The following is a 12,661-nucleotide window of genomic DNA, read 5'->3' as shown; positions in this document are numbered from 1 at the left end:
GCGGCGGGCCTTCACTTTTCGGCGCGGGTCTGGGCCTCGTCCAGGGCCGCTTTCGCACTTAATTTGCCGGTGGTGGCCTTGAGCAGGGCGTCTTCCATCAGGGCAATCCAGCCCGCGTAGTCCGGCGTGGTAGGGCGCGGCACGGCGCGGGCAATCTGGGCGTGGGCAGCCTTGAGCTGCGGGTTCCTGGCGTACCAGTCCTCCAGCAGTGGCCCAGCCGCGCGCCGGGGCGGCACATAGGCCGTAGTCTGCACCCAGTTCGCCAGGCGGGCGGGCTGCATCAGAAATTGCCAGAAGGCCAGGGCGCCGGCCTGTTCACCCGCAGGGGTACCTGCCGGCACCGCCAGGGTCGCGCCGCCCAGCGGCACGGTGCAGGCCCCTTCCTTTTCGCAGGGAAAGGGCGCCACGCCCAGGCTGAAAAACGGCAGCTTGCGCGCGTCGATCCAGTTGGCCACGCTGGCCAGCACGAAGATATTCTGCCCACGCGCAAAGTCAAAGGCCGCGCGGGTGGCCTCGTTCAGGGTGCGGGGCTGAGCCTGGCCAGCGGCGCTCATGCGGGCCAGCTGGGTCAGGGCCTCCACGGCGTCCGGGCTGTTCAGGCGCGGCGCACTGCCGCTGACAAGCGCGCCGCCGCGCGACAGCACATTGGCTTCAAAGGTCCAGGCGTCGGCGGCGGCCACCAGCGGGCGCCGGCCCCCAGTCGCCAGGGTGCGGGACTGCGCTTCTAACTGCGCCCAGGTTTCGGGGGCGTTCAGGCCCGCCCGCTTCAGGGCGCCCGCGTTGTACAGCAGGACCGGCACACTGACATTCCACGGCAGGCCGTAGGTGCGCCCGCCCAGCTGGCCCGTGCGCCACACCGCCGGGTAAATATCGTTTTGCAGGGCGTCTGGCAGGGCCTCGGCGGCGCGGGTGAGATCGGTCAGGCGACCAGCAGCGGCCAGCGCCGGAAACTGCGTGAATTCCAGCTGCACCAGCGCCGGAGCTTTGGGGGTGCCGGCGGCGGCCTGCAGCTTGGGCAGCAGTTCGCGGTAATTGCCCTGGGCCACTGGGACCACCTCATACGTGTCCTGAGCAGCATTGAATTCGCGGGCGTAGGTGGCCACCGTGCCCTGCACGCCGGTCATGGCGTGCCAGAACTCCACGCGCACAGGGGCGGCGCTGGCGGGGGCGGCGGTCAGGGCAAGCAAAGCAGTCAGGGCCAGGCGGCGCATGTGGGCAGCATACCGGGGCCGCCTGACGCCAAACGGACGCCAGGGCTCTTTGTGGGAGAGAGCGGCTGGGAGAGGCGGTCCGCTCTAGAGAGGCCTTGGTCGCGCATGATGGCCGGTACTCTCGAGGAGCAGCCCAACTTCACACGCTTCCACGGATTTCTTGCCAGAACGAAGTCAAGCATCAGGGGCAAAGAGACTGACTCAACAGCCTAAAGGTGGTAGCACTGGCCTCTGAGGCAGAGCGCCCCCTGCCACGGCACCAGCAGCGGCCTGCCTCTTACGGCAGCACGGGATAGAGGTCCACCCGGCTCCCGGGCTTGACGTCACTGCGGGCGGCAATCCCTACGACGGCTGTGCCACTGCGGCTGTTCAGGCGGGTGAGCAGGTCCACAAACTCGTTGACATCCAGGCCCTGCACATATTCGCTGGGCACCCCGCGCGAGGTCACGTCCAGCACGGCGTCTTTCACAAGGTCACTGATTTGTTCCTGAAGGGCGCGGGGGCTGGCCCCCAGGCTCACACTAGCCCGGCGAATAATCTCGTTGCTCCGGAACAGGGTGGTGTTGGGCCGGGCGTCGCAGGTGAGTTCGACTGGCAGGCCAGCGGCGGCGTTCTGCGCGGCGCGGCACTGCACGAAGGTGCTGACGTTCAGGCCACGCAGCTTGGTTTCCAGGGCGCTGCGGGCACCCGCACTCAGGCGCACGGCGGGCGTGCCCCGGGCGCCCCGGCCCAGGGCGCTGCGCCCGGCATCTTGCAAGAAGGTGTCGAGGTTTCGCACGCTGGGCACGACCGCCGCGTACACCAGTTCGTTCTTGGGGTAGGCCAGGTCGGTATTGCGGGTGGCACTCAGCTCGGCGCGGCTGCTGGAATACTCGTCTTGCAGCTTGCCCAGGCTCTCGCGGGCTTTGGCCAGGTCGCGGCCCAGGGCCTCGTTGCTGTTTTTCAGCTCGGCCTGCTGCACCTGCAAGGTCTTGAGGTCGGCGCGGACTTTGGCCGCCTCGCGGGCCGCCTGATCGCGCTGGGTCTGCAGGGTGGCGCGCTCGGTGGTGAGGCGGGTCACGGCCGCCTGCGCGTCTTTCTGCTGGGTCTGCGCGCGCCCCAGGTCGGCCCTGGCCTGGGTCAGGTTGCGGCTGGCCTGGGTCAGCGCCTGACTGGCCGTCTGCCGTGAGGCTTCCAGCGCCTGTACCTGAGCCTGGGCCTGGCGGGCCTGCGTCTGGGCGGCCTGCGCCTCGGCCTGTGCAGCGCGCGCCTGACCCTGGGCACGCGCCTGGGCCTCGCGGGCCTGCGTCTGGGTCTGCGCGGCGCGGGCCTGCGCGGTCTCGGCGGCACTCTGGGCCGCTTCGGCGTCGGCCTGGGCCACCTGGGCGCGGGTCTGGGCGGCCTGCGCCTCATATTCAGCCAGGGCCACGCGGGCATTGAGGTCAACCACCTGGGCGTCCAGGGTCTGCGCGCGGGTCTGACTGGCCTTCAGGGCGGCCTCGGACTGCGCCAACTGGGCCCGGCTCTGGGCGGCGCGGGCTTCCAGCTGCTCGCGGGTGGCCGTCAGGGCACTCACGCGGGCCTGCAGGCCGGTGGCCTGGGTCTTCAGAGTCTGCTCAGCGGCGCGGGCCGCGTTCAGGTCGCGCCGCGCGGCGCTCAGGTCGTCCCTCGCCGCGCCCAGGGCGTTCTGGGCGGTCTCCTGCTGCCCGCGCAATTTTGCGGCTTCCTGCTGGGCCTGGTCACGCGCCTGCTGGGCGGCCTGCTGGGCCGCCTGGGCCGCGCGGATGTCCAGCCGCAGCGCCTCGAGCTGAGGGCGCAGCTGATCGGCCTGGGCAATGGTGTTCACTGCCGAGCGGTTGAGCAACAAAAACGCGGCCAGACTCGCCGCACTGATGCCCATGCCCGACAGCACCGCCACCACCAGCGCCGTCTGCTTGGGCCGCAGCCCGAACCAGCGCAGGTGCCGGCGCCCAGCCTTGCGCGCAATGGTGTCGGCAGCGTAGGCCACCACGCCGGAGAGCACCACCACAAACGGCAAAAACAGCCACAGCACAGCTTCTTCTCCTTACAGCTCGAAGTCGTCGCCCAGGTAATGCTGCCGGGCGTCCTGGTCCTGCGCAAACGACTGCGGGGTGCCTTCAAACTTCACTTCGCCGTCGTACATCAGATAGACGCGGTCAGTCAGGGCAATGGTCTCGCGGACGTTGTGGTCGGTGATAAAGACGCCCAGGCCCCGGCGGTCCCGCAGTTCTCGGATCAGGCGCTGAATCTCGCGGATGCTTTTGGGGTCTACGCCCGTAAACGGCTCGTCCAGCAGCAGGTAATCCGGGTCGGTGGTCAGGGCGCGCGCCAATTCCAGGCGCCGCCGCTCGCCGCCCGACAACTGGTAGGCGTAACTGCCCGCTAGGTGCGTCAGGCCGAATTCAGCCAGCAGGGCGTCGGCGCGCTCCTCCTGCTCACTTCTCGGCAGGCCCTGGTATTCCAGAATGGCCAGCAGGTTGTCACGGGCGGTCAGTTTGCGAAAGGCGCTGGGTTCCTGCGGCAGGTAGCCCAGGCCCAGCCGGGCGCGCTCGTGCATGGGCAGGCGGGTCACGTCGCGCGTACCCAGCGCAATCCGGCCGCCGCCAGGGCGAATAAAGCCCACCAGCATGTAAAAGGTCGTGGTCTTGCCGGCGCCGTTGGGCCCGAACAGCGCCACAATCTCGCCGGGTTCCACGCGCAGGCTGACATTCCGCACCACGGCGCGGCGGCCATAGGTCTTGCTCAGGCCTTCGGCATGCAGCACCGGGCGGGCGGCGCCTGGGGCCACCCCCAGGCCAGGCGCGGCGGGCACAGGTGAAGCGGGAACAGTCACAGCTGGCAGCGTAGCACGCGCCCCAGCCGCGTCCCGTGAGCGTCTGGTGGGAGAAAAAGGCGCGGGCCAGGACCTGAACCGGTTCAGTCAAAAGCCCAGGAAGACGAGGGCGCTGGACAAGAAAACCGAGCGGGCGCGTTGAGGGGCTGCACCCGCAGTGGCAGGCCGCCCAGCTGACCCACGCAGCCCCTGACCTCCGCCTCTGAATCGCTCCCTTTGTGCCCGGCTGGCCTACACTGACCCCATGCTGCTGACGATTCTCGTGCTGGATTCTGTGGGGGCCGGCGAACTGCCCGACGCCGAGCAGTTTGGCGACGCTGGCTCGCACACCCTCAACCACACCCTGAAAGCGGCGCCCGCCGCCTTGCCCAACCTGGCGGCGCTGGGGCTGGCCCAGGTGCCCACCATTGAGACAGGCCCAGACACCATTCCGGCGGTCCCGGCTCAGGGGGCGTACGGCCGCATGCGCGAGGTCAGCCCCGGCAAGGACACCAGCACGGGCCACTGGGAATTCATGGGCGTGCAGCTGCAGTACCCATTCCAGATTTTCCCGGACGGCTTTCCGCCGGCCGTCATGGACCAGTTTGACGCCGCCACCGGCAAAGGCCACCTGTGTAACCGCCCCTATTCCGGCACGGATGTCATCCGCGACTTTGGCCCCGAGCACCTGACGACAGGCGCGCCGATTGTGTACACCAGCGGAGACAGCGTGTTCCAGATTGCCGCCCACGAGGACGTGGTGCCGCTGGACACCCTGTACGCCTGGTGCCAGGCCGCCCGCGACATCCTGCAGGGCGAATACGCCGTGGCGCGCGTGATTGCCCGGCCCTTCCGGGGCGAGTTTCCCTTTGAGCGCGCCAACGAGCACCGCAAGGATTTCAGCCTGGTACCGCCGCCCACCGTGCTGGACGCCATCAAGGCCACCGGACAGGCGGTCGTGGGGATCGGCAAGATTCCCGATATCTACGCGCACCGGGGCTTTACCGAGGAGATTCATACCGACGACAACGCCGACGGCATCGCCAAGACGCTGGCCCGCATGCAGCAGGCCGCGCAGGACGGCACCTCGGGCCTGATTTTTACCAACCTCGTGGACTTTGACAGCAAGTATGGCCACCGCCGCGACCCGGCTGGGTATAGCGCCTGCCTGGCGCAGTTGGACGCCGCGTTGCCGGACCTGCTGGCAGCGGTGCCAGAGGGCGGCGCCCTCATCATCACCAGCGACCACGGCAACGACCCCACCTGGCACGGCAGCGACCACACCCGCGAACACGGCTTGCTGCTCATGCACCGCGCGGGCTGGGCCGGCGTGAATCTGGGGGAGCGCGCCACCTTCGCCGACCTGGGCGCCAGCGTGGCCGAGGCGCTGGGCGCTGACTGGACCGGGCCGGGTGAGAGCTTCTGGACGCGGCCGAGCTAACCCCAGAGGCGTTTAGCCTGACCCTGTCGCTGGGGGGGCGCTACGCCGGAGAACAGCACTGGACCCTCCAGGGGGAGCGCAGCGCATTTGCCGCGCGAGTGCAGACTGACTTTGGCGGCGTGCTGCCAGAAATCCGCCGGGTGCAGACCAGCCGCCTGCACCCCCGCCACCGCAGCAGCCTGGGCTACGCCGAGGGCGACGGCCGGGGCCGCCCCAGCTTCGAGGTCAATTTTGACCGCAAGGCCGGGCTGATTCACCTGCGCCAGGGCCGCGACGAGGCGTCCAGCCCGCTGACCACTGAGTACCACGACCCGGTCAGTCTGCTGCTGTGGCTGCGCTGGCTGACCGCTCAGGAGGGCGGCGGCCCTGAGCGCACCTACGCCCAGCTGACCGGCGGCCGCGTGCTGATTCAGCGCCTGCCCGACACCGAGCTGGGTGGCGTGACGTGCAGCGGGTATTTTCTGCGTCCCGGCAACGCTTACGTGTATATCGAGCAGGACGAGCCCTGGCGCCTGATGCGCCTGATTCAGCCCACCGACTTTGGCCCTGTCGAGGCCAACGCGCAGGGCGCGGCCCGCCGCCCGACCCCCGAACGCCGCCGGCGAAGGGTGTAAGCCCAGAGGCGCCGGTCTCCAGACGACCAGGTAGGGAAGGTGGCGCCAAGTCAGCAGGACGGACAGGCCTGCAAGAAGCGACTCCAGCCTGCTTTCCTGCGGGCATACCCTGCCGAGAATTGCCCTCACCCGCTTTCCCAGCACCATCCACACAAGTCGGACGCCCTACCCCGCAAAGCGCGCAGACTGAGACGCCCCCGCGCGTGGTCTGTGCCCGCGCACCACTTCCCGCCTCCCGCGCCCCCTTACGGAGTTTCCATGCAAGTGCTGCAAGGCCCAGATGCCCGGCGTGCCCTGACGCGCACCTTTAACGACCTGCCCGTTCCTGACGCCGTGCTGAGGCGCATCGAAGCCACCTTTGGCGAGGCCCTGAGCCCCGAGGCGGTCGTGGAGCGCCTCCTGGCCGATGTGCGCGCGCGCGGCGACGACGCGCTGCGCGACTGGACCGAGCGGCTGGACGGCCACCGCCCCGAAGAGCTGGCTGTCAGGGCCGAGGACCTGGCGGCCGCTGCGGTGGACGCCCCCCTGCACAGCGCCATCCGTCTGGCCATCGCCCGCGTGCGGGCCTTTTATGAGGCGCAGCCCGCCCACGGCTTCCTGAACCACGGCCTGGACGGCGCGCTGGGCCAGCTGGTGCGGCCACTGGGCCGGGTGGGGGTCTATGTTCCAGGCGGCCTGGCTCCCCTCATCAGCACCCTGATTCATACCGCCGTGCCCGCACAGGTGGCGGGCGTGCGGGACATCGTGGTGACCACCCCACCCGACCGGGAGGGCCGCATTCACCCCGCCATTCTGGTGGCGGCGCGCGAACTGGGTCTGACCCAGCTGTACAAGGTCGGCGGCGCGCAGGCCATCGGGGCGCTGGCCTACGGCACTGCCAGCATCGCCGCTGTGGACAAGATTGCCGGGCCGGGCAACCTGTTTGTGGTCATTGCCAAGCGCATGGTGTACGGCATGGCGGGCATCGAGAGCCTGCCTGGCCCCACCGAGACGCTGGTGGTGGCTGACGACAGTGCCGACGCCCGCTTTGTGGCCGCCGACCTCCTGGCCCAGGCCGAACACAACGGCGCCGAGCCGGTGCTGGTGTCCACCAGCCGCGACCTCTTGCTGCGGGTCCAGGCCGAGCTGAACAGCCAGCTTGAGGCCCTGCCCGAACCCAACCGCAGTTGGGCGCGCGACAGTGTGCAGGCGCGCATGAAGGTGGTGCTGGCCGGATCGCTGGCGGAGGCACTGGAGCTCTCCAACCTGTACGCCCCCGAACACCTGTGCCTGCTGACCCGCGACCCCTGGAGCCTGCTGGGAGGGGTGCAGCGCGCGGGCGGCGTCTTTCTGGGAGAAGCCAGCATGGAGGCGCTGGGGGACTATGTGGCGGGCCCTAGCCATGTCATGCCCACGGGGGGTACGGCCCGCTTCATGAGCCCAGTTAATGTGCGCGACTTTCAGACCATCATCTCGGTGGTGGGCTTGACCGAGGACACGCTGCGCCGCATTGGCCCGGCAGGCGCGCTGCTGGCCCGCGCTGAGGGCCTGGAGGCCCACGCCCGCGCCATCGAGAGCCGTCTGAACGCCCAGGAAGACGCGCCGGGCGCCTTTCTCCCCCTATGACCGCCGCCGCTCGGCGGGCCTCTGGCCTGACACCGCTGGTGCTGGTGTGCCTGGGACTGGTGTACGTGGTGTGGGGCAGCACGTATTTCGGCATCAAGGTCGCCATCGAAACCCTGCCCCCGCTGGGCATGCTGGCGGTGCGCTTCGTGCTGGCCGGGGCGCTGCTGCTGGCCTTCTTGCGCCTGCGCGGCGCGCCCTGGCCCACGGCGCGCGAGTGGGGCGCCAGTGCCCTGGTCGGGACGCTGCTGCTGGGCGGCGGCACTGGCCTGGTCACATTGGCCGAGCGCGACGCCAGCAGCAGTGTGGCGGCGCTGGTGATTGCGGTGTCTCCCCTGTTCGCTGCCCTGTTTGGCCGACTGTGGGGCGAGCGCACGCGCGGGCGCGAGTGGCTGGGCATCGGGGTGGGCCTGCTGGGCATTGCCCTCCTGAATCTGGGTGAACTGCGCGCCACGCCGCAGGCCGCCCTGCTGCTCATTCTGGCGCCGATGTGCTGGACCTTCGGCAGCCAGTGGTCGCGCCGCCTGCCCCTGCCCGCCGGCCTGATGGGCAGCGCCGCCGAGATGCTGACGGGCGGCGGGGTGCTGTTGGGCCTCAGCCTGCTGCTAGGCGAACGCTGGGGGACGCCCAGTGCGGCCAGCCTGTGGGCCCTGACGTACCTGACCATCTTTGGCAGCCTGGTGGCCTACTCGGCTTACATGTACCTGGTGGCGCATACCCGCCCGGCGCTGGCGACCAGTTACGCCTACGTGAATCCAGTGGTGGCGGTGCTGCTGGGTGTGGGGCTGGGCGGCGAACGCCTGGGCCCCCTGGGCTGGGTTGCCCTAGGCGTCATTCTGGCCGGGGTACTGCTCGTGGCCTGGCCGCGCCCCGAGGCCGAAGCGGCGCCGTGACCGCCAGCCTCGACTTCCAGTTTCAGGAGCATCAGCCGGCCGACCCCATCAGCCTGGTGATTCGGCGCCGCATCCGGCCCGGCTCTGAACCCGAGTACGAGGCCCTGCTGACCGAGGCCAACGCGCTGCTGTCCCGGATTCCCGGTCACCGGGGCGTCGGGGTAATTCGGCCTGCACCGGGCGAACACGAATACACGCTGCTGGCCCGTTTCGATTCGCTGACGAGCGCCGCCGCCTGGGAACTCTCGCCCGAGCGGGCGGCCTGGCTGGCGCGCGTGACGCCGCTGGTGGACGAACAGGTCAGTTTTGAAAAGCAGCCGGGCCTCGACTTCTGGTTTACCCCGCCGGCCGCGCCCCAACTGCGCCAGCCGCCCCGCTGGAAGATGGCCCTGCTGACCCTGGCCGCCCTGTACCCCGTGAGCCTGAGCACCGGCTGGCTGTTCGGCGAGGCCCTGCGCCCCTGGCTGGGCCACTGGCCCACGCCCCTGCGCGCCCTGCCGCAAATGGTGGTGGTCGTGCTCTCCATGACCTATCTGGTGATGCCCGCCGTGACGCGCTGGGCTGCAGGGTGGCTCAGAAAGATGTAGGGAGGAGAGATGCCTCCACTTTTCGGCTTTTCTGGTTAGCCGGTTCGGGAAAAGGCGGCTGTGCCGAAAGGGATGAGGCTGCACGGGAGGTTCTCAGCAACTTCCGACTGCCTTTGATTCTCTTGGGAAGGCCTGAGAGGAGAGCCTCGCCGTAGTTGTAGAAAGGCCCAACTGACAGAGCGGCACCGCAGAGCGAGGCGGAGTACAACGGCATGCGGGCATGAGGCATACCTCTCGTTCCGTCCCCTGACAGGACAGGGAACCCTCCGTCCACAAGGCCTTCATCCCGGCAGTGAGCTGGCCTTTTGCCGGGGCACTGGCTCGCCTCACAGCTCACCCCGGATTACCTTTCTTCCAGCGCCAGCCCCACCAGCCGCGTGACGAGTTCGCTGTAGCTCAGGCCGGCGGCCTCAAACAGCTTGGGATACATGCTGGTGGTGGTAAAGCCGGGCATGGTGTTGACCTCATTCAGCAGCAGTTCACCGGTCTGCTCGATATAAAAGAAGTCCACCCGCGCCAGGCCCGCGCAATCCAGAGCGCGGAAGGCTTGCAGGGCGGTGGTGCGGACCTGCTCGGCCACCTCAGGGGGGAGGGGCGCCGGGATGTGCATGGTGGCGCGGCCCTCGGTGTATTTGGTTTCGTAGTCGTAGAACTCGGCCTCAAAGCGCAGTTCGCCGACTGGGCTGGCAATGGGCGCGTCGTTGCCCAGAATCCCAACCTCTATTTCGCGGGGGCGGTGCGTGGTCATGGCCTCCAGAATCACGCGGCGGTCCAGGCCAAACGCCAGATTCAGGGCGCCGTCCAGCTCGGCGGGCGTCCCCACCTTGCTGATGCCCACGCTGGACCCCAGGTTGGCCGGCTTGACAAAGAGGGGGTAACCCAGGTCGGCAGCGCGAGCCCGCACGCTGTCGGGATGCTGCTGCCACTCGCGGCGCACCGCCAGGCGCCAGGCCACCTGGGCAATCCCCACCGAAGCCAGCACCTGCTTGGTCATCACCTTGTCCATGCTGACGGCGCTGCCCAGCACGCCGCTGCCCACAAAGGGAATACCGGCCAGCGTCAGCAGGCCCTGCACGGTGCCGTCCTCACCCATTGGCCCGTGTAGCAGCGGAAAGACGGCGTCGTAGCCCTCGGCACTGGCGGCGCGGTGCAGCACGAGGTCGCCGCCGGTGAGGGCCGCCCCGTCTTGCAGGGCGCGCACGGTTTCGGTGGGGGGCAGCCAGCGCCCCTGCTTACTGATGACCACAGGCGTCACGTCGAACTGGTCGCGCGGCAGGGCCGCCAACACGCTGCGGGCACTCAGGAGGCTGACCTCGTGTTCACCGGACTGGCCGCCAGCCAGCAGCAGAATGCGCTTCTTCACGCGGCGCAGTATGTCATGGGGCTGCCAGCCCGCGGCGCGGGGCAACCTCAGGCAGCCTGGAGGCCTCCAGAACGGCCTTCACCCCGCTTCTGCTGCTCCCTGGGCAGACAGCCCCTCTCCGCTCCAGATGTCAGTCACCTTCTCTCTACCTCGCTTCTCCCCCATTTACCCCCAGCGGGCGGACTGCTTGGCAATACAGCCTCTCCAGAAAAACTGCGTTCCAGTCGGCAAAAATCTCACCAGCAGCAGGTAGAGTCTAACAGGGACGGACATCACACCAACCCCAAATGTGCTGCGCTATGATGCGCGGCGATTCAACCCACTAGACAGCGCCGCGCGAGGCTCACACCGCTACACCTGAAATTCGCGTTGCCTGTCAGAACAGCCCCCGGAGGCCTAATGAAGAAATTTGCTGCACTGACCGCCCTGCTTGCCCTGACCACCGCGCTGGCCGTTGCTCCCAAGGACACCCTCGTGGAGCAGGTGGGCGCCGATATCCCCACCATGGACCCCGGCGTGACCTACGACACCGCCTCGGGCGCCGTCGTGGAAAACATGTACGAAACCCTGCTGACCTACAGCGGGGCCAGCCTGACCAAGCTCGAGCCCCTGCTGGCCACCAAGTGGACCATCAGCAACGGCGGCAAGACCTACACCTTCGATCTGCGCAAGAACGTCAAGTTCCACAGCGGCAACGCCTTTGACTGCGCCGACGCCGAATACACCTTCGAGCGCAACCTGGTGACCAACAGCCCCGAGTCCGGCAACTGGTTTATCAGCGAGTCCCTGCTGGGCACGGGCGCCAACGCTGCTGACGACAAGACCATCACCTGGGCCCGCATCGACAAGGCCGTGGAGTGCAACAACGCCGGCCAGCTGGTCTTCACCCTGCCCAGCGTTGACCCCGCCTTCCTGGCCAAGCTGGCCTACACTGGCCAGAGCATCGTGGACCGCGACCACGCCATCAAGATTGGCGAGTGGAAGGGCACCAGCGCCGATATGGCCAACTGGGTGGGCAAGGACCTGACCAACTCCAACCTCAGCAAGCAGCCCAGCGGCACCGGCGCCTACAAGTTCGTGCGCAAGGACGCCAACGCCTTCCTGGCCACCGCGTTTGACGGCTACTGGGGCAAGAAGCCGGCCATCAAGAACGTGATCATCCAGAAGGTCGGCGAACTGGCGGCCCGTCAGCAGGCCTTCCTGCGCGGCGACGCTGACATCATCGAAGGCGGCGGGCGCGCCGTGGACGAAGAGCAGATCAAGGGCAAGCCCGGCGTGACCTGGGTGGAAAACCTCCCCAACACCGGCGCCACCGCCATCTTCATGAACCAGAACATCAAGGCGTCCACCGCGCTGGGCAGCGGCAAGCTGGACGGCAAGGGCATTCCCGCCAACTTCTTCAAGGACGCCAACGTGCGCCGCGGCTTCAGCTACGCGTTTAACTACACGCAGTACATCAACGACGTGCAAAACGGTAAGGGCAAGCAGCGCACCATGCTGCTCCCCGACACCTTCCCCGGCTACGACAGCAAGGTCAGCACCTACAAGTTTGACGCCAAGCAGGCCGAAACCTACTTCAAGCGCGCCTGGGGCGGCCAGCTGTGGAAGAACGGCTTCGTGCTGAACGCCAACTACCGCGCCGGTGCCGTGGCTGCTCAGACCGCCATGGAAATCCTGAAGCGCAACATCGAAAGCATGAACCCCAAGTTCAAGGTGAACATCACCGCCAAGCCCTGGAGCGAAATGCTGGCCGACTCCAAGACGGGTAAGGAAGCCATGATCATCATCGGCTGGGCGCCTGACTACGCTGACCCTGACAACTTCATGTACACCTTCTACTCCAGCAACGGGTACTACTACCCCCGCAACAACTGGAAAGACGCCCAGGTGGACAAGTGGCTGGACCAGGCCCGCAGCACGGTCAACACGGCCGAGCGTAACCGCCTGTACAGCCTGGTGGGCAAGAAGGCCTACGAGCAGGCCCCTTACATCCTGATTCCGGCAGGCGTGGGCTTTAACTTCTACCGCGACACCCTGGTGGGTGCCGGTGCCACCAACTTCAACCCCATGATCAGCTTTGCCACCGGGACCTTCTGGAAGGAACTGAGCAAGAAGTAAGGTCATGACGGCGGCGCGTC

10 protein-coding genes are annotated in these 12,661 nt (G+C 68.0%); 6 read left to right on the top strand and 4 right to left on the bottom strand.

Annotation, left to right across the window (positions count from 1 at the left end; translation table 11 throughout):
* Window positions 1-11: 11 nt before the first annotated feature.
* The 3 genes from K7W42_RS17485 to lptB form a co-directional block, all read right to left on the bottom strand.
* Window positions 12-1,211, bottom strand: a complete 1,200-nt coding sequence (locus tag K7W42_RS17485; protein WP_224576213.1) for an ABC transporter substrate-binding protein — start codon at window positions 1,209-1,211, stop codon at window positions 12-14.
* Window positions 1,212-1,488: 277 nt separating this feature from the next.
* A complete protein-coding gene (locus tag K7W42_RS17480; protein WP_224576212.1) occupies window positions 1,489-3,243 on the bottom strand; it encodes a DUF3084 domain-containing protein in 1,755 nt (584 codons plus the stop codon).
* Window positions 3,244-3,255: 12 nt separating this feature from the next.
* Entirely contained in the window at window positions 3,256-4,044 is a 789-nt protein-coding gene (gene lptB, locus K7W42_RS17475; protein ID WP_224576211.1) for an LPS export ABC transporter ATP-binding protein, read from the bottom strand.
* A 244-nt stretch (window positions 4,045-4,288) separates the two neighbouring features.
* Here lptB and K7W42_RS17470 point away from each other — a divergent pair, with 244 nt between their 5' ends.
* The 5 genes from K7W42_RS17470 (at window position 4,289) to K7W42_RS17450 (ending at window position 9,160) form a co-directional block, all read left to right on the top strand.
* Window positions 4,289-5,464 carry a phosphopentomutase gene (locus K7W42_RS17470; RefSeq protein ID WP_224576210.1) on the top strand — a complete coding sequence of 392 codons (1,176 nt, stop codon included), beginning with the start codon at window positions 4,289-4,291 and terminating at the stop codon, window positions 5,462-5,464.
* A 119-nt stretch (window positions 5,465-5,583) separates the two neighbouring features.
* Window positions 5,584-6,078, top strand: coding sequence for a hypothetical protein (locus tag K7W42_RS17465; protein WP_369411382.1), 495 nt, complete (start codon window positions 5,584-5,586; stop codon window positions 6,076-6,078).
* A gap of 258 nt (window positions 6,079-6,336) precedes the next feature.
* Window positions 6,337-7,683: a histidinol dehydrogenase gene (gene hisD / locus K7W42_RS17460; protein ID WP_224576209.1), complete on the top strand. Its 1,347-nt coding sequence runs from the start codon at window positions 6,337-6,339 to the stop codon at window positions 7,681-7,683.
* Window positions 7,680-8,573, top strand: coding sequence for a drug/metabolite exporter YedA (gene yedA, locus K7W42_RS17455; RefSeq protein WP_224576207.1), 894 nt, complete (start codon window positions 7,680-7,682; stop codon window positions 8,571-8,573). The genes hisD and yedA overlap by 4 nt, the downstream gene beginning before the upstream one ends.
* Window positions 8,570-9,160, top strand: a complete 591-nt coding sequence (locus K7W42_RS17450; protein ID WP_224576206.1) for an antibiotic biosynthesis monooxygenase — start codon at window positions 8,570-8,572, stop codon at window positions 9,158-9,160. Before yedA ends, K7W42_RS17450 begins: the two co-directional genes overlap by 4 nt.
* Before the next feature lie 343 nt (window positions 9,161-9,503).
* Here the strand turns inward: K7W42_RS17450 and K7W42_RS17445 are convergent, their stop codons facing one another.
* Window positions 9,504-10,523 carry a D-alanine--D-alanine ligase family protein gene (locus K7W42_RS17445; protein ID WP_224576204.1) on the bottom strand — a complete coding sequence of 340 codons (1,020 nt, stop codon included), beginning with the start codon at window positions 10,521-10,523 and terminating at the stop codon, window positions 9,504-9,506.
* A 399-nt stretch (window positions 10,524-10,922) separates the two neighbouring features.
* Between K7W42_RS17445 and K7W42_RS17440 the strand changes: the two genes are divergently transcribed.
* Window positions 10,923-12,641, top strand: a complete 1,719-nt coding sequence (locus K7W42_RS17440; RefSeq protein ID WP_157457314.1) for an ABC transporter substrate-binding protein — start codon at window positions 10,923-10,925, stop codon at window positions 12,639-12,641.
* Window positions 12,642-12,661 lie beyond the last annotated feature (20 nt).

Origin of the sequence: Deinococcus betulae (assembly GCF_020166395.1) — a bacterium.
Lineage (GTDB): Bacteria > Deinococcota > Deinococci > Deinococcales > Deinococcaceae > Deinococcus > Deinococcus betulae.
Note: the sequence above shows the minus strand (reverse complement) of the source record. Positions and strands in the feature narration are given on the sequence as shown.

Bases quoted from the DNA above. Each gene is read 5' to 3' on its own strand.
- K7W42_RS17440 (WP_157457314.1), top strand. From the start codon at position 10,923: ATGAAGAAATTTGCTGCACTGACCGCCCTGCTTGCCCTGACCACCGCG.
- hisD (WP_224576209.1), top strand. From the start codon at position 6,337: ATGCAAGTGCTGCAAGGCCCAGATGCCCGGCGTGCCCTGACGCGCACC.
- K7W42_RS17485 (WP_224576213.1), bottom strand. From the start codon at position 1,211: ATGCGCCGCCTGGCCCTGACTGCTTTGCTTGCCCTGACCGCCGCCCCC.
- yedA (WP_224576207.1), top strand. From the start codon at position 7,680: ATGACCGCCGCCGCTCGGCGGGCCTCTGGCCTGACACCGCTGGTGCTG.
- K7W42_RS17470 (WP_224576210.1), top strand. From the start codon at position 4,289: ATGCTGCTGACGATTCTCGTGCTGGATTCTGTGGGGGCCGGCGAACTG.